A 24637-nucleotide genomic window follows, 5' to 3' on the forward strand; every position below is an offset into this window, starting at 1 on the left:
CCTGCTGCCTCCTGGGCCAGGGTCGTCCCCGGCACCGACTCGCTCACCGCCGCACGGCCACGGCGATCAGGGATACGCCGAGTGGCATCGACCAGCGCGCCACCACGTGCCGCTCGGCTGCGAACACCGCTTCCAGGAGGCGATCGGCTGGGCCCAAGGTCCTGTCGAAGTCAGTTGCCTGCTGACCTCGGAGGCCTTCGAGGCGCCGAGCGACCCACACGACCGGCAGCAGAACGCTGTTGAAGTACGAGAGGTGGCCGACGTCGAAGCCGGCGTCGGTCAGCGCCGCCCGCAGCGTCCGGGCGGTGTACCGGCGCTTGTGCCCGTTGACCTCATCGTGGTGGCTCCACAGCGACGGGAGCGCAGGCACCGTCACGCAGAGCGTCCCTCCGATGGCGAGTGCGTCGTGCATCGCCCGGAGCAGACCGACATCGTCGTCGACGTGTTCGATCACATCGAAGGCGGTCACGAGCCGGCATTCGTCGACCTCCGCCAGCGCATCGGGCAGGACGCCGACGCGCACGTCCGCGGCGGGATGTCGCTCGTGCGCGACCGCGGCCGTTGTCGCCTCACCCTCGATGGCGATGACCTCGCCGTGCTCCTCGAGGACACCCAGCAGCCCCCCGGCGCCACAGCCCACATCGAGGATGCTCCCGCTTCCCAGGGGAAGGTGGCGAGCGAGCACTGCTCTGATGATGCGGCGGCGTCCACGGAACCACCAGTGGGTCTCGTCGAGGTCGGCGTGCGCCTGGTGCAGCTCAGGATCCACTTCGGACTCCGATCTGGTCGCGCACCACGGCGTGGGGCCGGCGCTTGACCTCGTCGTAGATCCGGGCGACGTACTCGCCGAGGACCCCGATCACCGTCAGCTGGGCCCCACCCAGCACGAGGATGATCGCGATCAACGACGTCCAACCCTCTGGGACATCCTGTAGGAGGAGCCGGGCTCCCACGGCCACGCCGATGTAGATGACGCCGGCGATGGCGGTCAGCATCCCGAGGATCGAAGCCGCGCGGAGCGGAAGACTCGACAGCGACACGAGCCCGTCGATAGCGAGGCGGACGAGCTTGCGGAGCGTGTACTTCGGCTGCCCGACAGCCCGGTCCGGCCGGTCGTACTCGAAGGGCTCCTGGCGGAACCCGACCCAGCTACGCAATCCGCGAAGGAACCGGGTTCGCTCAGGCATGGCGATGAGCTGGTCCACCACCTGACGGTCCAGCACGGCGAAGTCGCCGCTGTCGAGCGGGACGTCGATCTCGGCCAGGGCCCGGTACAGGCGGTAGAAGGCCCGATACGCCAGCCGTTTCGCCGGCCCGGCGTCCCGCGTGCGCCGCACGGCGTAGACGACCTCCGCCCCGGCTCGCAGCCGCTCGACCATCTCCGGCAACAGCTCCGGAGGATCTTGGAGGTCGGCGTCGATACAAGCGACCACGGCCCCAGAGGCAACCTCGAGGCCCGTCGTCAGCGCTGCCTGCTGACCGAAGTTCCGCGATAGGCGGATTCCTCGGACTCGCGGATCATGGCCGGCCAGCTCGCAGATGACCGACCACGTGGCGTCCTTGCTGCCGTCGTCGACGACGACGAGCTCCGAGCTCTCGAACCCGTCGAGGACCGGCGCAAGGCGCTGCCAGAGCTTCGGAAGTGTGTCCGCCTCTTCGAAGGCTGCGACCACCACGGACAGCTCGACCGCAGTGTCCTGTGCCGCCTGCACCTGCAACTTGGGAGCCTCTCCTCTGCCTGGGTCCGCCGACGGACATCGAGAGTGTGCCACTGCCTCGGCACGGCATCTGGGACCTCCACTCCCCGTGGGTGTGCATCTGACGAAGCCCAACCTTTCCGAGTGGAGTTCCAGTGGCCGCCAAGGAGGTATCGTGCTCCTGCCGGCCCGGAATCACCGGCACCCATTCCGAACCGAGGACGACATCCCCGCAGGAGAGGCGACCGGGCTGTCCCTGCCGTCCGCCAATCGGTTCTCCACCCTTGCGAAATCGGGGGAACCAGACCACATGCTCCGCCTCCAGCTACCGCTCCCCGAGCGGTACACCGATGCCTCCGACGAGGAGCTCGAGTCACGCATCGCCGCCGCCAAGGAGACCCTCGGCGAGCGGCTGTTCATCCTCGGGCACCACTACCAGCGCGACGAGATCATCCAGTTCGCCGACGCCCGTGGCGACAGCTACCGGCTCTCAGTACTCGCCCAGGAGCGACCGCAGGCCGAGTACATCGTGTTCTGCGGCGTCCACTTCATGGCCGAGTCCGCCGACATCCTCACCGGCGAGCACCAGCAGGTGATCCTGCCCGACCTCAACGCAGGCTGCTCGATGGCCGACATGGCCGACATCGACCAGGTCGAGGAGGCGTGGGAGCAGCTCGAACAGGTCATCGACATCGAGCGACTCGTACCGATCACCTACATGAACTCCTCGGCGGCGCTGAAGGCGTTCGTCGGTCGCCACGGCGGCGCCGTGTGCACGTCGACCAACGCCCGGGCCGTGCTCGAGTGGGCGTTCACGCAGGGCGACAAGGTGCTGTTCTTCCCCGATCAGCACCTCGGCCGGAACACCGGCGTGGCGATGGGCTTCGGCCTCGACGAGATGCAGCTCTGGAACCCTCGCCTGGACTTGGGCGGTCTCACCGAGGCGGAGGCCAAGGAAGCAAAGTTCCTCCTCTGGAAGGGTCACTGCAGCATCCACCAGCGGTTCTCGGCTGAACAGGTGGCTGAGTTCCGCGCCGAGCATCCCGACGGCCTCGTCGTGATCCACCCGGAAGCCCCGCACGACGCGATCCGCGCCGCTGACGAGGTCGGCTCCACGGACTTCATCATCAAGACCGTGGAAGCCGCTGCGCCCGGCACCGTGATCGCCATCGGCACCGAGATCCACCTCGTCAACCGTCTGGCAGCCGAGTACCCAGACAAGACGGTCGTGTCGCTCGACCCGCTGATCTGTCCGTGCTCCACGATGAACCGCATCGATCTGCCACACCTCACGTGGATCCTGGAGGAGTTGGTCGCCGCACGCGTGCCGAACCGGATCAGCGTGGATCACGGGACTGCGGCGTGGGCCCGGGTGGCGCTGCAGAGGATGCTCGACATCACGTAGGTCAGCCCTCCGATACGAGGTGCGCAGTCATGATTCGCGCGAGGACGATATGGGGCAACGAACTCCGGCAGGGGGCCGTACGGCTGGACACGTCGATGATCGGCCATCGATATGCGAGCACCAAACCCCGCGTTACGAAATGTCTGGACGATCTTGGCGTTCGATCGATACCGCGTTGAGTTCGCCAGATAGTCCTCGATCTTGTTCGCCACATCTGCCCGTCCCGCTACCGTTCAATCTCTAGCCGGAGCGTCAGTCCATCCGGAGCGAACGGCCGCCCGGATCAGCAACTTGCGTGCACGACCCTCCGTCCTGAACCAAAGGCGCACCTACGTGAGGCTCGACCGGTCGTACCCGACCAGGGAACAAGTGAAGCGCGCTCCCGCCGCGCACCAACGCCGTGCGCATGTCTCGGGCCGCTGCGCTCAGATCGGAAACCTGCTCAGGCACCATGTACGAGACAGCTACGTCGTATTGATGCGAACCAACGTCTAGTTCAGACATGTGCAGAAGGGCACCTGGATCGACACCCAGACGACCAAAGCTGCGCCGGCCATTGTCGATGCAGGAATCCGCGATGTCGACCCCGAGAGCGTCCCCAGCCCATGCGACGCAATCACAGCACCAAGTCTCCTCGCCCCACAACCCCGTCAAGGACCCGCGCTCCGGGATGCTTCTCCAAGAAGTCTACGAGAGGTTGGGGCGGCTGAAAGTGGCTTGCGGTTAGAACTTCGATCGGGTCGTCTTCGTTCCCAACTTGACTTCCTCCTGAACGGTTGCGTGCCCAATCTTCCTACTCATCAGTCGCCGTCCTGCCCGGCTCGATAACGCACAGCCCACCCGTGCGGAGGTTCGACTCACTTGCGTGGAAGGCAGAATGATGCTCTCGATCCTTGCGACTCAGGCAGTATGCAGCATGACCCACGCCCACAATCCGCCCCACGTCAGATCAGAACACCTGGGCGCGTTCGGCTCCCTCAGATCGGTGACGCAGAGATGAGACCCCAGTCGCGTCACGACGATCCGCCCTGGGCAACGCCGCACGACGTGGACCGACCTCGGCTTCGTCCAAGCCGTTCACACCACGGCTACCGGCATCTTGCGCTCCTCGCCCGTCAGTTGAGGGCGGAGGTTTCCATCGCATCGCCGTCACTCACAATCGACCTGGGTTGCGGCTCCGCGCCATACCGGGAACTGTTCGATGGGGGGTACGTTGGACTTGACCTCACCAGCTCACACGGCCGTCCGCATGCGATCGCCTGGGCGGAGGCAACCCCACTCGTCCAGTCGTGTGCAGACCTAGTGTTATCGACTCAGCAGCTGGAACACGTGAGGGATCCTGTTGGGGTATTGAGAGAGGCAGCTCGCATTCTCCAACCCGGCGGGACCCTGCTGCTGTCGACACATGGAGTTTGGCCACACCATCCAGATCCTCACGACTACTGGCGTTGGACCGAGGAAGGGCTCGTACAGACCGTGGAAGACGCCGGACTGACGGTCCAGCGCGTGCACCGGCAAGGTGAGCTCTTCACCACCGCAATCTCACTTGCCACGTATCCAATCGGTGGACTCCGGCGACGAGGCGGGTCACTCACTCGAACCGTTGCTGCCCTCATCCTCGCCCTTCTTAATTCGATCTGCGCGCCACTGGACTGGCTTCTAACTCGCCGGGGCTCACGACATTACGCATCTCCCAGCTACTTGGTGGTCGCGATCCGACCCGAGTTTTGAAATTGTTGGCTAGGGCTCCTGATGCGTGAGAGATGCTTGTTTACCTCCAGGGCGCCGATGCTCAGCAACCAGCATCATTTAGTTGGATCTATTGCCTCGATGCAGAGCTGGTTGAACAACTCAAGATAGCGATGAGCCAATTGATCGAAATCAAGTACTCGATCGCCCGCTGCTCGCGCCACACGCTCAGCCGCCGGAAGGTCTGCAGCCACTTTGAGGAGAGCGTCCGCCAACGCTCTCGGATCACCCCTCGACACTACAATCCCACCATCGTCCAGCGCCTCTACGGATCCGGGGGCATCGCAAACAATCGCCGGGATACCTGCCGCGAGCGCCTCAAGCACGGCGTTGGGGCGGCCCTCCTGATGACTCGCTAACACGAATATGTCCAGGCTTGAGAGGAATCCTGCCACCTGCCGCCCTGGTTCTAGAGCACCGAGAAGCGTCACCGGCAACCCCGACGCGAGTCCTTCGAGTTCCTCCCGCCGGGGACCCTCCCCAGCAATGCAGAACTCAAATGAGTGGCCGCGGTCAACCAGAATTCGTGCAGCCTCGATCAGGACCTCGTGCCCCTTCTCCCAAGTCAAACGTCCGACGGTTCCCACTCGTAGTGGGCCCGACGAAGCTCGCTCAGTGCTCGAACTACGAAAAATCTCTCGGTCAATCGCATTCGGGATGAGGGCAACTTGACCATGCGAAAGCGTGTGGGCATGCTCAATGAACTCAACGACAGTGACGGAATTTCCGACCCAAGCATCCGTCAGCGACCGAAGTCGTCGGTCCACGAACCGGTAGAGACCGCTTCGCTCGTAGTCCACACCACGCTCGGAGATGACGATCTTCGGCTTCTGCCGGACTCCGAGAACTGCCAGTCGCGTATAGAGATTGCTCTGCCATAAGTTCGAATGCACCACATCAAAACTGCCCTTCGCGACTACTCGTCGCAGACGGGCCATTCGAATGAGACCGGGGCTACCCCAGCGACGAAGCTCCGACACCGGTATTCCCGCAGCCTCGAATTCGGACGTCATCGATCCGGGTGAGGTTCCACACACCGTTGCGTCCCAGAACTTTCCGTGCGCCGCACGCACCAAACCGAGAAGCTGTGTCTGTGCTCCGCCCGTCCGCATGGGGCCGATGACGTGGAGAACCCTCAGCATGACGCAGTCTGAGCACTTCGAAGAGCGCACAACTTTGATGGACCTCCGGCCCGCCGGCCTGGTGCACCCGACGAGGCTTGGCTCACGTGTTCGCGACTTAAGGCTATAGCGCCGCTCCAGACAGTGCCGGCGAGCCTCGTCGAATTGGCACGGCTGGAGCGTCCTTCCTGCGTCATACCGGAGAACCGCCGGGCCGCTTGTTATTCCGGGTCACGCGTGGCAGCACATCCTTGACGGACACCTCGCGGCGACGAACCGATTGAGCGAGCAGCATTGCAAGCGCCACGAGCGGATGCCTATAGAGCCCCCTATAGGAACGGAGATAGCCGAACCGCACGAGAAGACGCTCGGCTAGGTGTTGTTGGATGTCCTCTTGCGAGAGGTACTCGACAGCCTCCCGAAAGGCGTCGCCACCGTGATCGAGGTGATCGGGAGACACGCCGACGCCCTCGCTCGACAGCACGAGGGCAATCGCAGCAAGGCACGCCGAGCGCTCGACGGCAGGGTCGTGCCGGGCTGCCCTCACAAGGCGATATACGGTCAACCAGTGCGGAGATCGAGGACCTTCAGTGCGCAATTTGAGACCGCGTTGGAGTCCGTACCGCACCGCTTGCTCCAAGTCAGGGTTCGGAGCATGCAGGATGACAGGGTTCGGCAGTCGTCGGACCGTCACGCCGCCCACCTCCCGCAACCACCGGTCAGTGTGGAGCGGTTCGACATGGTCCGCAGTCACAGCAGACGGTCGGAAGAAATGCGCACCATGGAGGTCATGCCGAGTGAACCAGTCGAATACTGGCACTGACAGCCTGTCAGGAGATCCGTTGACATCTGCCAATTGAAACAATCTGAGCATGGAATCAGGGGCTGCAAGGACCATATCACCGTCGAGTTTCAGGACGCGATCAGCACAAGCGCTGTGGGCTTTCTCCAGCATGACCTGGTGGGCCTCGGCCTTACCAAGGCTTCGGATCACGAAGCTTTCGACGTCAACGCCCGCCTGCAGGCGCAGGGACTCTTGACCAGCCTCGAACTGCGGTTCACCCACAGTGGCCGTCAAGACAAGCACAGTCTTGATTTCATTCGTCACTTCAGACCTGTCCTTATCGGAGTTGAGGGACACTGACACCGCCACACCCTCACAGGGACTTAAGGCGCCTATTGGTCGAAATGCAAAGCATCTAGGAAACGCTCCGTTGAATGATGTCAGAATAGAGTCTCACCAAGTCATCGGCTAGGATGTCGGCATCGAATTGCTCTCGCACGACTCTCCGCGCCGCTGATCCCAACTCCACGATTTGCGATCGATCATAGAACAGTGCTGTGAGATGCTCGACGAGATGTTCAACATTGCGTTCTTCCGCCAGCAGGCCGCTCACGCCCGACGTGACAAGTTCAGGAATACCACTATGGACGGTGGAGACTGCGCACCGCCCGGCAGCCATAGCTTCCATCAGCACGACCGGTATGCCCTCCATGTTGCCGTCAACGGCGGTCACGCTCGGAGCAAGCAATACATCCGACCAGGCGAGTTGCTGACGAAAGGCGTCCCGGTCCAGCATCCCCAGGAAGCGAACTGTCTCCGCGAGCCCGAGACGACGAGAAAGCGACTCTAGGTCCTTCCGCAGCGGCCCATCCCCAACGATGACATACGTGACCTCGACACCCTCAGCGAGACAGCGCGCGACGGCGCGCAGTGCAAACTCAAGCCCCTTCTTCTCAACGAGGCGCGCGGCCGAGAGAACCTTCAGTGGTTTCCCAGATCGGGACGGAGGAGCGGGAATTCCCGCCCACTGCGCCGTATCAACTCCCATGTGATGAACGATCGTTCGTTCAGGCGGCGCACCTAGGCCGAGCAGACGCTGTCGGAAGTATTCGCTCACGGTGAGGAAGACATTGCCGCGCTCGAACAGCGAGTCGTACAGGCGCGGCCCCTCCTCTTCGAGCATCCTCGATACATCCGAGCCGTGAAAGGTGGTGACGAGAGGGACCCTCCCCCCTACCACCTCCAGTGCGTCCGCCATGCGACGACCGTTCCAGCCGTAGTGGCAATGGACGAGATCGTGACCTGCGATTGCCCGGGCCGGTGGAAGCTCCCGCAAGAGAGCGGCGGCGCGTGCGGGCGACGAGCGGTACCGATCAACTAGCCGACCAACCGACTCGCGTCGCGCTACGACTTTCGCGCTCTCGACGGCGCAACGTACGAACGCGCCGGCTCGGCTCCGTGGCTCCCGCCGGACGATGACTTCATTCTCGAGCCCGTATCGGAAGTACGACTCATGGACCACCGTCCCCGTCGCTGGCGGCGAGCCCACGACGCTGACGTCGCATCCTCGATCGATCAGTGATGTGACGTGGTCAAGTATGAACGTCTCAGAAGGCTGAGGGAAGGAATCGGTGACGACGGCGATCTTTGGATGACCACGCCGTCGCAACTGATCCGTCACGACCCCCACAGTACGCACGGAGGTCGCCCCCGACACTTAGTCTCGGGCACGTGCCAGCCCCCACTCCTCGGACGTCGCCGGACGATTGGAAGCATTCCTCCCCTCAGGGCACACTCCGCAGCACAGTCGCAGAACTTCGCTCTGTCGTCCCCCGACGAGGCAAGGTCGGAGCCGCGATCGTCGCAGTGCAGTCCGTCCTCGCTGGCGGGCTCGAGGCAGTTCTGCTCGTCCTGGTACTAAACACAGCCCTCACGATCGTGGACGACGACCGTACGGTCGAGATCAACCTTCCGATCGTCGGCTCGTTGCATCCAAGCGCCGGCGTATCGCTGCTTGTCGCAACCGGGGCAGGCGTAGTCGTTCTGTTGATCCACCTGCATTCCGCCTGGCTGACGGCCGACGTCGCCGCGGTGAGTCTGCGAGGCGCTCGCGATCGTGCGATCAAGACGTATTCAGCCTCCGCATGGGCACAACAGTCAGCGGACCGCGAGGGCGCCTTGCAAGAGACGGTAACGACGATCTCCTACCAGATCGGCCAGCTCGTGGTGTCGTTGAGCACCCTCGTTTCGTCGCTCATACCGTTGGCGATGCTGCTCGGTGTCGCCGCAATCCTGCAGCCACTCGTTACATCGATCGTGCTCCTCTTCGGAGGGATGCTCTTTCTTGCGCTCCATCCCATCGCGTCAGCAACACGGCGCCGAGCGAATGACTACGTGCAAGTCAACAGCAGGTTCGCAGAAGCGATCACAGAGTGGACGGGACTCGCGCTCGAACTACGCGTGTTCGGGGTGGCGAGGAAGCGTATGGAGACGCTGTCCACTCACAATCGGGCCGCAACGGATGCGCTACGGCGGAGCAGGTTCCTCGCTCGAGCCGGGTCGTGGTTACTGCGAGATCTTGCGGTGCTGTTCTTGGTAGTCGCCGCCGGCGTCCTGTACTTGTCTGACGGAACCGAGCTCGCCGCTGCAGGAACTGTTGTCCTGCTCATCGTTCGGTCACTCGCGTACGCTCAGAATGCGAACACCGCGCTGCAAGGAATGAACGAACAAGCGCCGGGACTCGAAGAGTTCTGCCGGCGGATGCGTTCCCTGGAGGCCGCGACCCCTGAAGCGGGTCTGGCAGCGGTCGGGCACCTGGGCGACCTGGACCTGCGAGGAGTCAGTTACGAGTACAGCCCCGGCGTGCCAACCCTGCGCGGCGTTACGATGCACATTGAGCAAGGGGAATGCATCGGCCTTGTTGGGCCATCGGGCGGCGGCAAGTCGACTCTCGCCCAGGTGTTGCTCCGACTGCGGACACCTTCATCCGGCGACGTCACCGCTGGAGGTCTCAGGTACGAAGAGATCGACGATCCGAGTTGGAGCAAGCTCGTGTCCTTTGTTCCCCAGGAGCCGCGGCTTTTCGAAGGCACAGTCGCCGAAAACATTGCGTTCTTTCGAGACGCAACGATCGGCCAAATCGAAGAAGTGGCGCACGAGGCAGGACTGCTGGACGAAATCAGGAGTCTCCCGCAGGCCATGCAGACCGTTCTCGGCCCGCGAGGCTCGGGCCTATCTGGTGGTCAGCGGCAACGCCTCGCATTTGCTCGAGCGCTCCTCGGACGGCCGGAACTGCTGATACTCGACGAGCCCACCAGCGCCCTCGATCTTCGATCAGAGGCGCTTCTCCAAGAGACGATAGTCCGTCTGAAGGGGCATGTGACTTGCTTCATCGTGGCGCACAGGCTGACCACGCTTGGGTGTTGTGATCGAGTCTTCGCGATGGAAGGCGGCACAACGAGGCTGTTAGAGTCGTTGGACGAGGCACAAGTGCTCCTGAGCCAAGCGCATGAGGCCACCACAGTCGGTGAGGCCGACCAGCACTCGCCGGCAGCGCGTCCACTCTGAAGCGTAGAGCCATTGCGACTCGATATCCCTGTCGGGGTCATCTGCGGCAGATCGCCCTAGGCTGGCTGGCTTCGCGGGTGGACGGATATCCTCATTGGACCGAGCACCCGCCGATGACCGCATTGTCGGGCCCAGGATCCCGACTTGGTCGTGATTGTTGTCTGCGCAACACTCTCACGCCGCCGGCTGTTGACTTCCTGGGGTCACCATTTTGCGATCGGGCAATCCGAAGGCTCTCGCCGGTATCGCTCTGCAAGCAGGCATGGGGGTCGGCGGCGCGTAGCCTGCGGGTCATGGCCTCGACCCACTCGCTCGGTCGGCTCACATTCGCCATCGACGGCGACCACCCGGGAGCGGGCCAACTGCGCGCTGAGTTCCCCCGCCAAGCGACGACGACGCCCGACATCGGCTTTCGTTTCGTCGACAGGCTGCCGGGTCTGGACAACCCTCGAACGACTGACTTCGGCGAGGCGTCGCAGGTCGCCTACCGGGTCGGGGCCGGGCGCATCACATATCAGGTCACTCGCCGAACGAACCGATGGGATGTGGCCATCGTCGCGACCCCTGGCCGATCGATCCCTCCGCTTGTGCAACGCCTACGGAACTTCAACTACCTATCCCGTGACGAACTCATCGCAAAGAGCGTCATCTACGGTCCAATGGATCATCTCGCCCACATCGCGGGACTCGATCGAGGTCAATCCCTCGCCCACGCCAGTTCCGTCGCTCGAGACGGCAGGGGCGTGGCACTGTTCGCTGAGGGCGGCGTAGGCAAGACCAGCACGGCACTCAAGCTTGTCCTCGAACACGGATGGTCACTGTTAGGTGATGACCTCGCAGTGCTTGCGGACGATGGAACGATTCATGCCCACCCGAAGCGCATGCAGATCTACGCCTATAACCTCGCTGGCGACCCTGTCCTCCGTCACCGCCTGCTCAGCAGTCGATCTCCTATTGACCGCCTGCACTTCGAGTATCACGCGCGTCGGTACGGTCCGAAGAGCAGCCGTCGACGGGTCTCCGCCGAGCAACTCCTCGGGCCAGGACGCACGGCGAACCAAGCCACGCTCGCCCTAGCAGTCCTTCTTCGTCGGATCGACAGCGGCGACTTGCGAGCACACGAGTTGGACCGTGAGCATGTGGTCGAAGAGATCACCAGGGTGATCCTCCACGAGATCGACCCTTACCGCCCTGTCCTCGCCGGCTTGGAAGCCTTGGGGATCACCACCATACTTCCGTCGGAGAGTGCTTTGGCGACACGGACCTCAGCTGTCATCCGGTCGGCGCTGGCTCAAGCAAGAGTGCTTGAGGTGTCCGTGCCACCAAGCACTGTGCCCGCCCAAGTCGTCGGCATCCTTCAATCGCACCTCGACAGCGCCCTCTCCTGAACCACGTCATGCGCCTTTCGTGCCCATCCCAAAGATTCGTGGTGGCAGCATGATGCGCCAGATGCGCACGTCCTCTAAGCCGGACATAATCACCTCGCGGTAGGCATCCTCCGAGAACCGATAGAAGTCATGGGTGTCGTGCACGCGCATGGTCACGGTGCCGCGAACCGCTACGTCGGGAAGTCCGAGACGTCTTGCCAGCCTGTGCATGCGTGACTCCCCGCGTAACTCAGCGAACCCGGGCGTGGAGATCAGTGCTGTCCCCCTGGCCGCCAGGACACGCTTCATCTCGGCGCACGCCCGCCAGAAATCCGGGATGTGCTCAAGGGTCGAGGCACAGACCACAAGGTCGAAGTAGCCGTCAGGCCACGGCAACTCCCGCGCATCGCCGCGCACGACCTCCAACCCATCGCAGGAGCCTTCCAAACCCAGGTTGATCCCCAGCCGCTCCGGAATGTCCGGTAGGTTCGCCAACACCCCATAGCGATCAGGGAGGGCTCCGACTTCCAAGGCTGTCCGCGGTCTCTCAGGCAGGTTTGCAATTGCTCTGACGTTCTCGTTCAATGTGCGGTCGATCACCGTTTGGACAGTACCCGCCACTCCCTGCGTCAACGGGGAGGCATCCGAGCAACGTGACAAGTGCGCCCTTCGACGGGCTGGCGCCGTGTGGCCCTCCCCAACCCATCACCAATCGGCACCGAGCGTCTCGTGGTCCCAGAGCCAACAACAGCGCACCAGCTGGGCTTCCGAAATACCTCGGAGGATGGACAGTCTTCGCTCTGGTCTGAGTCCGACTTACCGGGGCTAATGATCCGGCGCCGGTCCCCGATGTGACGGGACGCACAGTCCGCGGCAGACGGACGTTCTAGACGCGTCACAGGAGGGTTCGGCGTTGAGCCTTCGGGCCCGTGTCGGAAGACTCAGCTTCGAATGCATCGGCATTGGTGCGTGCTGGCTGCGGTCCATCGATCCTTGAGCCGCAAGAACGCATCTCAACGACACTCATAGACGCCGAAGCAACGAACCGACGATCCGTCCGCCCACTCCTTGCGCAGAACCTCCAGGATGCCCACGAGCAGCCATCAGCCGATTCTGTCGCGGAGGACCGACGCCATGCGGACCCAGTTGGACGTCGTTGTGTAGTTCTCCCTCACGTGTTCAAGCGCTGACTGCGCCCGTTCTCGGGCGTCAGATGGATCCGCCAACGCCTCAGCTATCGCATTCCTCAAGCCTGGGACATCACCCTCAGCCACGACCGACCCTCGTCCATCCGCCAAGAGATCGGGGATCCCGGACACCTTCGTGGCAATGACGGGCACGCCGCGGGCCATGGCCTCGATGAGAACATTCGGGACGCCGTCCCGGTCGCCAGATTCGGTTACGCGACTCGCCAAACAAAACACTGCTGCGTGATCGAGCAGTTCAGTAATCGTCCATTGATCGACGTGACCTCTGAACCGCACGCGGTCCGTCGCACCGAGCTGGAGCACGAGCCTTTCTAGCTTCTGCCGTTCCGCACCCTCTCCGACGATATCAAGCGAAACCTGATCAAGTTCTGCCACCGCCCGAATCAAGAGGTCATGCCCCTTCTTGGGCCGAAGAGCCCCGACGGAGACCACCTTCGTAGGGTCGGGCGAAAGATCGTCCGTAATGCGCACACAGTACTCGTCTGGGACTCCCATTCGCATCACCGTCGGGTCTACTCCGAAGCTAGAACGCACGTCCTCAGCGATTGTCTCTGACTCCACGAATACTGCCGAAGCGCGGCGGAGACGGTCCCCCAAGTATCTGTCACGGCACCTCCGTTCATAGATGTCGTGCGCATGCGGAAACACCGCGTATGGCAGACCGTTCTGCTGAGCGATGTTATCGGCGGCGGTGGCGGATAGCCACGCGAAGTGAGCGAGGACGATATGCGCGGGTTCGATACTTCCTCGCACTGCAATCGCAGCACCCCATGCGCGTAGGTGCGGCAACCACGTACCGGGCCGGCCAAGCCGGAGGATCCGCCAGAGGCCGCCTAGGACGGCGGAGGGCCGACTGACCACCGCCGGGGCGATTCGCCGTGCGAACGCACCCAACGTCGGCACGAGGACCGAAATCGATGATTCGTCGACGATCCCGTCTGGCCGGCCGGGCGACCGAAGACTGACGACTTGAACATCACAACCAGAGTCGAGTGCTGCTGCGACTTCTCTACGTATGAAGGTCTCTGTCTCTTGATTCCACTTGGAGACAACGTAAACAAGTCGCAGGCTACTGATCATGCTTGCCCCGCGATCTGCTGGCAAAGGTTTCGGCACCGACCCCGGCTAGCCACCCGCCGACAACCAGTACAAGCGTCACGCTACTCACAAGGCGCACTCTTCGGTTAGCTGAAGATGTTGAACCGAGAGCGTCCACTATCCATACGGGGCCAATTGTGCCTGCAGCAACTGCGAGACAACGCCGATAGCGAGGCTTTGACCTAGCTGCCGAGACACCCACGAACCCCAGCGCCATAGGAACCGCCAAGAGTGCGAGCAGTTGTCGCGACTGAGGGCGGTCGCCAGTGCGCCGCCAATAGCGCACCTTCCAACGCCCAAAGCGGAAGTACTGCGCCCAGAGCGCTCGAAGGGTTTGACGAGGGATATACCCCACAGCTAAGCGGTCGTCGAACCACACAACTCCGTGAGAACCCAAGCGTCGGTTGAGTTCGTAGTCCTGATTGGTGAGCATGGCTTCGTCCCAGCCGTTTGCTTCACGGAGGTCGGCGGTTCGGAACGCTCCGAGGTAGACGGTATCGGTTGGTCCTGAACGCCTTCCTGACCGATACCGCGAGCCGCCCATGGCGTACCTGTTGTTGAGCGCCCTTGCGATGCCGGCGGAGCGATCCGACTCATCGAGCGGGAGTGCGATCTGTGCGCCGCCGGTCACAATGATGTCCTCTCGCTCCCTGAGTAGTTCGGCGCAGAGACGCACATAGTTGGGAGGCACAATGCTGCGAGCATCAACGCGACATACCAGTCCACCGGACGCAACCGCGAGACCGGCGTTAAGGTTGCTGGGGGTGGTACCGAGGGGATTCGCAAGCACTTGCGAACGGATGTCTCCGGCGGAGAGCGTCTCCTTTGCGAGCACAGCGGTCCGATCCGTCGAATGGCCGTCGACAAGCACGATCTCCATACGGTCGTGCGGGTAGTCCTGAGCAAGCACAGCCTGCAGACAGCGCGAAATGCTGCGTTCCTCGTTTCGCGCCGGAACCAGCACCGTCACGAGTGGCACCTCGTTCATCGTCCCCGTCCCTCGATGCCGAGGATCGATCTAGTCGTTCGGCCAACGATCTTCAGATCGAAGCCGAGGCTCTGGCGCCGGAGGTAGTGGAAGTCGTACTGCAGCTTCTCGAGCGCATCCCGCTCGTCGCCGGCGTAGCCGTACTTCACCTGCGCCCAGCCGGTCAGGCCGGGCCGCACCATGTGGCGCATGTCGTAGAAGGGCAGCTTCTCCACGAGCTCGGCAACGTAGCGGGGCTGCTCCGGCCGGGGGCCGACCAGGCTGAGATCGCCGCGGAGGATGTTCCAGACCTGGGGGAGCTCGTCCAGGTGGCTCTGTCGGAGCACCCGGCCGAACGAGGTGACCCGCGGGTCGTCCTCGGAGGTCCAGTCGGTCGGCGCCGACGCGTCGTCCCGCATCGAGCGGAACTTCAGGATGCGGAACACCGCTCCCCCGCGCCCGACGCGCTCCTGCGCGTAGAACAGCGGACCGCGGTTGGCGACGAGGTTGCCGATCGCCACGACCGGGATGGCGACGAGCAGCACGACGACACCCACCACCCCGGCGGCCACGTCGACGATGCGCTTGGCCCGGCCGAACTGGATTCGGTGCACCTCACCGATGTCGAAGAACAGCGACATGCGGCCGAGATCGGCCACCGGGATCTTGCCCAGCCACTCCTCGTAGAACAGCGACTGCGTCCGCACCCGCACCCCGGTCTCGTGAAGCACCGCCGCCTGGTCCACGATGCGCTCGTCGGCCTGGGCCGGCCCGCTCAGGACCAGCACGGTCGCCGCGTGCGCGTCCGCCGCAACCACGAGTGGACGTCGGTCGTCTCCAGTGTCGGCCGCATCCTCCTCGCACAGCTGCGCAACCACGGATGCCGGCTTCTCCGGGTTGCCGGCCAGCTCAGCCGTCAGCTCGGCGGCGAGCTCGGGCGGTCCGACGACGATGACGCGATCGCGACGTTCGAGGGACGTCCGGCCCGCGCCGGCGAGGGTCGACATGGCGTAGTACCAGGGCACCAGCAGCGCTGCGGCGCCGAAGACCACGAAGCGGGGCAGGAGGGCGTCGCCGACGAACAGCTGGACGACCGACATGGCCACGGCCCCGGAGAAGGACGCCATGAGCGAGGTCGGCAGCCGGCTCCGGAGCGTGCGGGGCACCTCTGGCAGGCCGAGGCCGTAGGCGGCCAGGCAGAGGAGGGCGATGTACGCGAAGGCCCAGGTAAACCGGGTCGACGTGGTGAAGTCGTAGTCACCTGCCGTGCTGGCGTGGTACTTGCCGAGCCCGAGGACGACGGCGACGACGCCGGCGTACATCACGGGTCGAGCCAGGCGCCTCACACCTGGAGGTTACGGCAGAACCGGCACGCCCCTTGAGGACCGTCAGCCGCGCTCGACGCCGAGGATGGGCGCGAGGAACTGGCCCGTGTGGCTGCCCGTGACCGCAGCGACGTGCTCCGGTGGTCCCTCGGCCACGATCTGGCCGCCGCCGGAGCCGCCCTCGGGGCCGAGGTCGATGATCCAGTCGGCCGTCTTGACCACGTCGAGGTTGTGCTCGATGACGAGCACGGTGTTGCCCTGGTCGACCAGACGAGACAGCACCGTGAGCAGCTTGCGGATGTCCTCGAAGTGCAGGCCAGTGGTCGGCTCGTCCAGCACGTAGATGGTGTGGCCGGTGGAGCGCTTCGCCAGCTCGGAGGCCAGCTTCACGCGCTGGGCCTCGCCGCCCGAGAGGGTCGGGGCCGGCTGGCCGAGGCGGACGTAGCCGAGGCCGACGTCGACGAGGGTCTGCATGTGACGTGCGATGGACGGCTGGTTCGAGAAGAACTCGAGCGCCTCCTCGCACGGCATGTCGAGCACCTCGGCCACGTTCTTGCCCTTGAAGGTGATGTCGAGGGTGTCCCGGTTGTAGCGCTGGCCCTTGCAGATCTCGCACGGCACGTACACGTCGGGCAGGAAGTGCATCTCGATCTTGATCGTGCCGTCGCCGGCGCAGGCCTCGCAGCGGCCGCCCTTGACGTTGAACGAGAACCGGCCGGGCAGGTAGCCGCGGACCTTCGACTCGTTCGTCGCCGCGAACAGCTTGCGAACGTGGTCCCACACGCCGGTGTAGGTGGCGGGGTTGGACCGGGGCGTGCGGCCGATGGGCGACTGGTCGATGGCGATGACCTTGTCGAGGCTCTCCATCCCCTCGACCCGCTTGTGCAGGCCGGGCGGCTGCTTCGACTTGTACACGTGCTGCATCAGCGACTTCAGCAGAATCTCGTTGACCAGCGTCGACTTGCCCGACCCCGACACACCCGTGACGGCGGTGAAGACGCCGAGGGGGAACTCGACGGTGACGTCGCGCAGGTTGTTCTCCCGTGCGCCGACCACCTTGACGCGGTCCAGCGAGGGCGAGCGGCGCTGCTCGGGGATGGGGATGGACCGCTTGCCGGCCAGGTACTGGCCGGTGATCGAGTCCTTGTTCTTCAGCAGCTGCTTGTACGTGCCCGAGTGGACGACCTCTCCGCCGTGCTCGCCCGCGCCGGGGCCGATGTCGACGACGTAATCGGCCTCGGCGATGGTCTCCTCGTCGTGCTCGACGACGATGACGGTGTTGCCGAGGTCGCGCATGCGGACGAGCGTGGTGATAAGCCGGCGGTTGTCCCGCTGGTGCAGGCCGATGGAGGGCTCGTCCAGCACGTAGAGCACGCCGACCAGCCCGGAGCCGATCTGGGAGGCGAGGCGGATCCGCTGGGCCTCTCCCCCGGCCAGCGTCCCGGCGTTCCGTGAGAGCGTCAGGTAGTCGAGACCGACGTCGAGCAGGAAGCCCATCCGGGCGTTGATCTCCTTGACCACCTGCTCGGCGATCATCTTGTCCCGCTCGGACAGCTCGAGGCCGGCCAGCACCTTGGACGCCTCCCCGATGGAGAGGTCGCACACGTCGGAGATGTTGTGCCCGTCGACGAGCACGGCCAGCGAGATCGGGTTGAGGCGCTTGCCCTCGCACGTGGGGCACGGCACCTCCCGCATGTATCCCTCGATCTGTTCCCGCTGGGAGTCGGAGTCGACCTCGGTGTGCCGCCGCGACAGGTACGGGATGGCGCCCTCGTAGTTGGCGTTGTAGGTGCGGGTGCGCCCGTAGCGGTTCTTGTAGGTGACCGTGACCTTGGAGACGCCCTTGCCGTAGAGCAGCGTCTGGGTCTGCTTCTTGGTCAGGTCCTTCCACGGCGTGCCGGGGTCGATGCCGACCTCGGACATGACGGCCTCGACGAGGCGGTGGAAGTAGGTGGAGTGCCCGCCGGCCCACGGAGCGATGGCGCCCTCGTCGACCGGCAGGTCGGGGTCGGGGACGACGAGCTGGGGATCGACCTCGTAGCGGGTGCCGAGACCGTCGCAGGCCTGGCAGGCGCCGTAGGGCGAGTTGAACGAGAAGTTGCGGGGCGCCAGGTCCTGGAACGACATGCCGCACGTCGGGCAGGCGAAGTGCTGGCTGAAGGTGAGGGTGTCCTCGGGCTCCGGCTCCCGGTCGCGAGGCACGATCTGGATCTCGGCCACGCCGTCGGCCAGGGCGAGCGCGGTCTCGAGGCTGTCGGTCAGGCGCCGCGCCATGTCCGGCTTGGCCACCAGCCGGTCGACCACGACCTGGATGGTGTGCATCTCGTAGCGCTCGAGCTCGAGCTCGCTCGTGGCGGTCAGCTCGACGAGCTCGCCGTCGACGATGGCCCGGGCGAACCCCTGCTTGGCCAGGTCCTCCAGCAGCGTGTCGTAGGTGCCCTTGCGGCCGTGGACCACGGGGGCGAGCACCTGGAAGCGGGTGCCCTCCTCCATCTCCATGATGCGGTCGACGATCTGCTGAGGCGTCTGGCGGGACACCGGCGTGCCGTCGTTCGGGCAGTGGGGAACGCCGATGCGGGCGAACAGCAGGCGGAGGTAGTCGTAGACCTCGGTGATGGTGCCGACGGTGGACCGCGGGTTGCGGCTGGCCGACTTCTGGTCGATCGAGATGGCCGGGGAGAGGCCCTCGATGAAGTCGACGTCGGGCTTGTCCATCTGCCCCAGGAACTGGCGGGCGTAGGCCGAGAGGCTCTCGACGTAGCGGCGCTGACCCTCGGCGTAGATGGTGTCGAACGCGAGCGAGGACTTGCCCGAACCGGACAGGCCGGTGAAGACGATGAGCTTGTCTCGGGGGAGCTCGAGGTCGATGCCCTTGAGGTTGTGCTCCCGCGCTCCCTGTACCACCAGCTTGTCGGCCACGAGGGACGAGGCTAGCGCCGGGTGCTGGCCACGGGTGGGAACATACGTTCGTCTGGGGTGTCGGATCAGTCCAGCTGATACCGGTGGTACACGAGGGGCACGCCGAGGAACTCGAGGACATCCGAGCTCAACGGCGTCGCCTCGAGAACCGGTGGGTCGGTGGCTCGCGTCAAGACCGCGAAGGTCTCGAAGCCCGCCTCACGCACCACCTCGACGGCCCCCTCGACGTCAGCGCCCCGACCGATGGACAGGTACAACCGGTCGTCGTACGCCGGCCCTGCTTCGCGCACGAAGAAGCCGTTGGTGGAGATCACCACGTCCTCCGGGCGCTCGGCGAGGTCCTCGAAGAAGTCGTCGACATCGTGCGAACGCTGCTGCAGCCACGCTGCGCCGAACACCGTGACGGCCACGGCGAATCCGACCAGGGCCAGGCGCGGGATGCGCGCTCCGTCCCGCTCGACCACCGCCACCACGCCGCACGTCGTGAGCAGCAGGGTCGGGACGAGGAGGTAGCGGCCACCCCACTGCGGCACTGCCCCGCCGGTGAGCTGGAAGGTCCAGATCAGCACGGTCATCACCACGGCCATCGTCAGGACGGTTGCCCGGTCCCGTTTGCGCCGGAGGAGCCCGGCGGCGGCAGCGAAGGGTGACGCAACCAGAGCGCCCGAAACGAACCCGAGCCCTGAGACGAAGGCGAGCAGGTAGACCCCGCCGGCCGCCACCAACGCGACGAGCGCTGCGCGCGGCTCACCACGCCGTCCCAGCGTGACCCCGAGCACGATGGCTCCCACGACCGCAGCGCCGAGCACGACGTTTCCCGGGTACTCGAAGCCGGGCAGCCCGAACCAGGTGATCAGGGCCTCCTCACCTCGCTCACCGAACTCGGTCCACCAGCGTCGCTGCGCCTGACCGGACACGCGGCTCGTCCGCCTGTTGCCGCCCAGGTCGACCTCGAGTGCAGCGTTGACGAGCCATGGCCCGGCGAAGCCGACGACGGCGAGCGCACCGGCGGCGAAGGCTGCACCCACCCGCCGACGGAGCAGCAACGCGAGACCGGTGACTCCGACCGAGACGAACGCGACCACGAAGGTCTCTGCCCGCATCGACGCCGACACGCCGAACGCGACGCCGGCCAGCACCGGCAACCACCACGCAGTCGAACCCTGGATGACCCGGAGCAGCAGCGCGATGGCGCCGAGCATCAGCCCGGCCCCGACCGAGTGCTCCCAGAGGTCGAGCGAGTACACCAGGATCGGGCTGGCGAGCGCCGTGACCCAGAACGCCCACCAGCCCTCTCGTTCGCCGGCGAGGCGCCGGGCGATGTCCCGGCACGCGAGCGCGGCCAGGACGCCACCGAGCATGGGCAGCAGCAATGCCAGCCGGTAGCCGCCCAGCTCGTAGAGGGGTCGTGCGGCGATCAGCATCGGCAGCGTGGTGACGTTCACCCACTCGCCGTCTTCGTTCTGGCTGGTGTCGAAGAGCGGGTGGTAGTCGCCGTCGGGGTCCCACTCCTCGGCCCAGTAGCCGATGGCTGGACTGAACGTGTCCTCCTCGGCCATGCGGTCGAGGGTGATGACCTTGGCGCCGGTGTCGGTGCCGAGGTAGCCGCCCGTGCTGTTGAGCAGCGCGAGCGCGCCGTACACGGCGAGCACGACGAGAACCGCCACCCACGGTCGGCGCAGCATCGCGGTTGCGCGCGTGGAGCCCGCCGCCTCGGTCGTCACGTCGCCGAAGGTACTGGCGCCTGGGAGCGATCCCGGGGACCGGCCGCAGGATCAGCTTGCCGCCACCGACCCCCGCTTCAGATCCTTGATCTCGTCGCGCAGGCGGGCGGCGTACTCGAAGCGCAGCTCTTCGGCGGCCTCGTGCATCTCCTCCTCGAGGGCGGCGATGAGGCGCTCGACGTCGTCCTGCGGCAGCTCGGTGAGCTCCTTGATGCGGTTGCGCTCGGCGGCGCTGCGCTTGCGCTTGTCCTTGTCAGGCAGCGCCGAGCCGGACGAGCCGCGCAGGAACTGCAGGATGTCGGTGACGGCCTTGCGGATCGTCTGCGGGTCGATCCCGTGCTCCTCGTTGTAGGCGATCTGGAGCTGGCGGCGGCGCTGGGTCTCACCGATGGCCCGGGTCATCGAGTCGGTGACCTGGTCGGCGTACATGATCACCTGGCCGTTCACGTTTCGAGCGGCGCGACCCATCGTCTGGATCAGCGAGCTCTCGGAACGGAGGAAGCCCTCCTTGTCGGCGTCCAGGATGGCGACGAGCGACACCTCGGGCAGGTCGAGGCCCTCGCGGAGCAGGTTGATGCCGACGAGCACGTCGAACTCGCCGAGGCGCAGCGAGCGGAGGATCTCGATGCGCTCGACCGTGTCGATGTTGGAGTGCAGGTAGCGGCAGCGCACGCCCTGCTCGAGCAGGTACTCGGAGAGATCCTCGGACATCTTCTTGGTGAGCGTGGTGATCAGCACCCGCTCGTCGGCCTCGATCCGGGCCTCGATCTGCTCCATGATGTCGTCGATCTGGCCCTTGGTGGGCTTGACGATGACCTCGGGGTCGACCAGTCCGGTCGGACGCACGATCTGCTCCACCACGCGAGAGCTCTGCTGCAGCTCGTACGGCGAGGGCGTCGCTGAGACGAAGACCATCTGGTTGACGCGTTCCATGACCTCGTCGAAGCGCAGCGGACGGTTGTCGGCCGCCGAGGGCAGGCGGAACCCGTGGTCGATGAGGATCTGCTTGCGGCTGCGGTCGCCTTCGTACTGGCCGTGCAGCTGGGGCACGGCGACGTGGGACTCGTCGATCACGACCAGGTAGTCGTCGGGGAAGAAGTCGAGCAGCGTGTACGGCGGCTCACCGGCGCTTCGGCCGTCGATCGGCGCCGAGTAGTTCTCGATGCCGTTGCAGTAGCCGACCTCCTGCATCATCTCGAGGTCGTACTGGGTTCGCATGCGGAGGCGCTGGGCCTCGAGCAGCTTGCCCTCCTTCTCGAACTTGGCCAGCTGCTGCTGCAGCTCGGCCTCGATGCGGATGGTGGCCTCGGCCAGGCGGTCCTCGCCGGCGACGTAGTGGGTGGCCGGGTAGATGGCCAGGTCCTGGTGCTCGGCCACCTTCTCGCCGGTGAGCGAGTCGACCACGGTGATGGACTCGACCTCGTCGCCGAAGAACGTGATCCGCACGGATGACTCGTCGTAGGCGGGGTGCACCTCGAGCGTGTCGCCTCTGACCCGGAACTTCCCGCGGACGAGGTTCTGGTCGTTGCGGTCGTACTGCATGTCGACCAGCTTCCGGAGCATCTCGCGCTGGTCGTACTCCTCGCCCACCTGCACGTGGAGCAGGTTCTTGCGGTACTCGACCGGCGAACCGAGACCGTAGATGCACGAGACCGAGGCGACGACGATCACGTCTCGCCGGGTCAGGAGCGCAGAGGTGGCGGCGTGGCGGAGGCGGTCGATCTCGTCGTTGATGGACGAGTCCTTCTCGATGTAGGTGTCGCTCGAGGGCACGTAGGCCTCGGGCTGGTAGTAGTCGTAGTAGCTGACGAAGTACTCGACCTTGTTGTCCGGGAAGAACTCCCGGAACTCGCTGGCCAGCTGGGCGGCCAGGCTCTTGTTCGGGGCGATCACCAGGGTGGGACGCTGGGTCTGCTCGATGGTCCAGCCGATGGTGGCGCTCTTGCCCGAGCCGGTGATGCCGAGCAGCGTCTGGTACCGCTCCCCCGCCCGGATGCCCTCGGTGAGCGAGTCGATCGCGGCGGGCTGGTCGCCGGCCGGCTTGTAGTCGGCCACCATGCGGAACTCGGGCATGGAGCGACGATATCGACGTGGTGTGACCGGCCGGTCAGGCCGCGGCGAAGTCCCCCGCCTGGATCCGAGCCCACAGCTCGTCGACCTGGGGGCCGAGGTCGGCGACCGCCCCGGAGTTGTCGATCACCACATCCGCCATGGCGAGGCGGTCCTCCCTGCTGGACTGGCGGGCCATGCGGGCGCGTGCGTCGGCCTCGCTGAAGCCCCGGTGCTCGACGAGGCGCTCCACGGCCAGGTCGGGGTCCACGTCGACCACGATCGTCCCGGCCGTGTCGTACCTGCCCTTGCCCTCGACGAGGAGCGGCACGTCGAGGATGACGACGGCTTCGGTGTCGGCCAACCCGGCCAGCTGCTCGGCCATGCGGACGCCGACGGCCGGGTGGACGATGCCGTTGAGCTCGGCCAGCTTCTCCTCGTCGCCGAAGACGAGGTCGGCCACCGCCTGGCGGTCGAGCGTGCCGTCCGCCGCGACGATCCCGTCGCCGAACGCTTCGACCATGGCCTCGAACACGGGCTCGCCCGGCTGCTGCAGCTCGCGCACGATGCGATCGGCGTCGATGATCACCGCACCCTTCGCTTCGAGGAGGGCGGAGACGGTGGATTTCCCGGAGCCGATGCCGCCGGTGAGGCCGAGGACGAGCACGGCCGGCACCGTACCCCGGCGGCCGCAGACGGCCAGTTCCGTACGGAACGGAGGGAACTAGTCACGTCAGGTGCACAGCAAATGACTCGGACGGGCCATGTTCTCCAAACCGGACAGTGCCGACAATCGGTCCAACCCCGCCAGCCGAGAGGACCCCCGTGCGCCAGCGTTCGAATCTGATCATCCTGTTCGGCATCGCCTTCTTCCTGATCGGCGGTGCCATCGTGTTCCTGGTCCTCAACGACGACGAGGACGAGCGCGCGACGGTCGCACCCGGCCAGGCCGAGGTCACCGTCTTCGTGGCCGCCCAGGACATCCCGGCCAACACCCTCGGCTCCGAGGTGATCGAGCAGGGCCTGCTCACCACCGACACCGTCGCCGGTGGCAGCCAGCCGGTGGGCGCGATCACGTCGGCGGCCGGCCTCGACAACCAGATCTTCGCCGTCGGCGTCTCCGAGGGCGACGTCATCACGACCTCCCAGCTCGCGGTCCGCTCGCTCTCCAACGTGTCCGTGCCCGAGGGCTACGACGGCGTGGCCGTCAGCCTGCCGTTCCTGAACGGCGGCGCCGGATACGTGGCGCCCGGCGACATGGTGAACGTCTACGGCGTGTACGGCTCGGGCGACAGCGCCGCCGGCCTCGCCACACCGGACGGCGGCGCCGAGGTGCGCCTGCCCCGCACCGAGATGATCCTCACCAACGTGCTCGTGCTCGACGTGAGCGCCCAGGAGGGCCGCTCCATCGACAACGCCGCCCAGACCCCCGAGGGCGAGACCACGGTCGGCCGCGCCGCCCAGGGCGCTCCCCTCACCTACCTGCTGGCGCTGCGTCCCACCGATGCCGAGCGCCTGATCCAGGTCACCAGCTTCGCCGGCGCCTACGTCAGCCTCGCCGCCGACGGTGCGGCACCGGTGCCCGACACCCCGGGCAGTGACGGCGGCTCGGTCCTCGGACCGGTCTCCTCCGACAGCGCCGCCCCGCAGGGTTGAG

The 24637-nt window shown here is 65.3% G+C and carries 18 protein-coding genes; 5 read left to right on the forward strand and 13 right to left on the reverse strand.

From position 1 onward, the window contains the following. Positions 1 to 43: 43 nt before the first annotated feature. Positions 44 to 769, reverse strand: coding sequence for a class I SAM-dependent methyltransferase (locus RGQ06_RS18080; RefSeq protein WP_432427775.1), 726 nt, complete (start codon positions 767 to 769; stop codon positions 44 to 46). After that, the gene (locus RGQ06_RS18085; protein ID WP_432430728.1) at positions 759 to 1712 is read right to left on the reverse strand and encodes a glycosyltransferase family 2 protein; all 954 of its coding nucleotides are present in this window, start codon (positions 1710 to 1712) and stop codon (positions 759 to 761) included. The genes RGQ06_RS18080 and RGQ06_RS18085 overlap by 11 nt, the downstream gene beginning before the upstream one ends. Before the next feature lie 235 nt (positions 1713 to 1947). On the opposite strand from RGQ06_RS18085, the gene nadA reads away from it, so the two are divergent. Both nadA and RGQ06_RS18095 read left to right on the forward strand, forming a co-directional pair. Further along, positions 1948 to 3102: a quinolinate synthase NadA gene (gene nadA, locus RGQ06_RS18090; RefSeq protein ID WP_432428234.1), complete on the forward strand. Its 1155-nt coding sequence runs from the start codon at positions 1948 to 1950 to the stop codon at positions 3100 to 3102. Between the two features lie 996 nt (positions 3103 to 4098). Continuing rightward, positions 4099 to 4833, forward strand: coding sequence for a class I SAM-dependent methyltransferase (locus RGQ06_RS18095; protein WP_432427777.1), 735 nt, complete (start codon positions 4099 to 4101; stop codon positions 4831 to 4833). 74 nt (positions 4834 to 4907) lie between these two features. Here the strand turns inward: RGQ06_RS18095 and RGQ06_RS18100 are convergent, their stop codons facing one another. The 3 genes from RGQ06_RS18100 to RGQ06_RS18110 form a co-directional block, all read right to left on the reverse strand. Then, on the reverse strand, positions 4908 to 5993 hold the full coding sequence (locus RGQ06_RS18100; protein WP_432427778.1) for a glycosyltransferase: 1086 nt from the start codon (positions 5991 to 5993) through the stop codon (positions 4908 to 4910). A gap of 172 nt (positions 5994 to 6165) precedes the next feature. Next, a complete protein-coding gene (locus tag RGQ06_RS18105; protein ID WP_432427779.1) occupies positions 6166 to 7119 on the reverse strand; it encodes a hypothetical protein in 954 nt (317 codons plus the stop codon). A gap of 52 nt (positions 7120 to 7171) precedes the next feature. Beyond that, positions 7172 to 8473, reverse strand: coding sequence for a glycosyltransferase (locus RGQ06_RS18110; protein WP_432427780.1), 1302 nt, complete (start codon positions 8471 to 8473; stop codon positions 7172 to 7174). Between the two features lie 221 nt (positions 8474 to 8694). On the opposite strand from RGQ06_RS18110, the gene RGQ06_RS18115 reads away from it, so the two are divergent. Together RGQ06_RS18115 and RGQ06_RS18120 are read left to right on the forward strand one after the other, a co-directional pair. Further along, positions 8695 to 10323 (forward strand): ABC transporter ATP-binding protein, encoded by a 1629-nt coding sequence (locus RGQ06_RS18115; protein WP_432427781.1) that lies wholly within the window; start codon positions 8695 to 8697, stop codon positions 10321 to 10323. Positions 10324 to 10616: 293 nt separating this feature from the next. Beyond that, positions 10617 to 11711: a hypothetical protein gene (locus RGQ06_RS18120; RefSeq protein WP_432427782.1), complete on the forward strand. Its 1095-nt coding sequence runs from the start codon at positions 10617 to 10619 to the stop codon at positions 11709 to 11711. A 6-nt stretch (positions 11712 to 11717) separates the two neighbouring features. On the opposite strand, the gene RGQ06_RS18125 is transcribed toward RGQ06_RS18120, so the two are convergent. The 8 genes from RGQ06_RS18125 to coaE all read right to left on the reverse strand — a co-directional run bounded on the left by RGQ06_RS18125 (position 11718) and on the right by coaE (position 23647). Then, entirely contained in the window at positions 11718 to 12290 is a 573-nt protein-coding gene (locus RGQ06_RS18125; protein ID WP_432427783.1) for a class I SAM-dependent methyltransferase, read from the reverse strand. A gap of 503 nt (positions 12291 to 12793) precedes the next feature. Further along, a complete protein-coding gene (locus tag RGQ06_RS18130; protein WP_432427784.1) occupies positions 12794 to 13978 on the reverse strand; it encodes a glycosyltransferase in 1185 nt (394 codons plus the stop codon). Further along, positions 13968 to 14984 carry a glycosyltransferase gene (locus RGQ06_RS18135; RefSeq protein WP_432427785.1) on the reverse strand — a complete coding sequence of 339 codons (1017 nt, stop codon included), beginning with the start codon at positions 14982 to 14984 and terminating at the stop codon, positions 13968 to 13970. Before RGQ06_RS18135 ends, RGQ06_RS18130 begins: the two co-directional genes overlap by 11 nt. Further along, the gene (locus RGQ06_RS18140; RefSeq protein ID WP_432427786.1) at positions 14981 to 16309 is read right to left on the reverse strand and encodes a sugar transferase; all 1329 of its coding nucleotides are present in this window, start codon (positions 16307 to 16309) and stop codon (positions 14981 to 14983) included. Before RGQ06_RS18140 ends, RGQ06_RS18135 begins: the two co-directional genes overlap by 4 nt. A gap of 42 nt (positions 16310 to 16351) precedes the next feature. Continuing rightward, positions 16352 to 19207 carry an excinuclease ABC subunit UvrA gene (uvrA, locus tag RGQ06_RS18145; RefSeq protein WP_432427787.1) on the reverse strand — a complete coding sequence of 952 codons (2856 nt, stop codon included), beginning with the start codon at positions 19205 to 19207 and terminating at the stop codon, positions 16352 to 16354. A gap of 65 nt (positions 19208 to 19272) precedes the next feature. Further along, on the reverse strand, positions 19273 to 20931 hold the full coding sequence (locus RGQ06_RS18150) for a hypothetical protein (protein WP_432427788.1): 1659 nt from the start codon (positions 20929 to 20931) through the stop codon (positions 19273 to 19275). A 51-nt stretch (positions 20932 to 20982) separates the two neighbouring features. Continuing rightward, positions 20983 to 23004: an excinuclease ABC subunit UvrB gene (gene uvrB / locus RGQ06_RS18155; protein ID WP_432427789.1), complete on the reverse strand. Its 2022-nt coding sequence runs from the start codon at positions 23002 to 23004 to the stop codon at positions 20983 to 20985. Positions 23005 to 23038: 34 nt separating this feature from the next. Continuing rightward, entirely contained in the window at positions 23039 to 23647 is a 609-nt protein-coding gene (gene coaE / locus RGQ06_RS18160) for a dephospho-CoA kinase (protein WP_432427790.1), read from the reverse strand. 158 nt (positions 23648 to 23805) lie between these two features. On the opposite strand from coaE, the gene cpaB reads away from it, so the two are divergent. Further along, positions 23806 to 24636, forward strand: a complete 831-nt coding sequence (gene cpaB / locus RGQ06_RS18165; RefSeq protein ID WP_432427791.1) for a Flp pilus assembly protein CpaB — start codon at positions 23806 to 23808, stop codon at positions 24634 to 24636. Position 24637: the final 1 nt, after the last annotated feature.

The organism is Salinilacustrithrix flava, assembly GCF_041228405.1.
GTDB classification, from domain to species: Bacteria; Actinomycetota; Acidimicrobiia; order Acidimicrobiales; family Salinilacustritrichaceae; genus Salinilacustrithrix; species Salinilacustrithrix flava.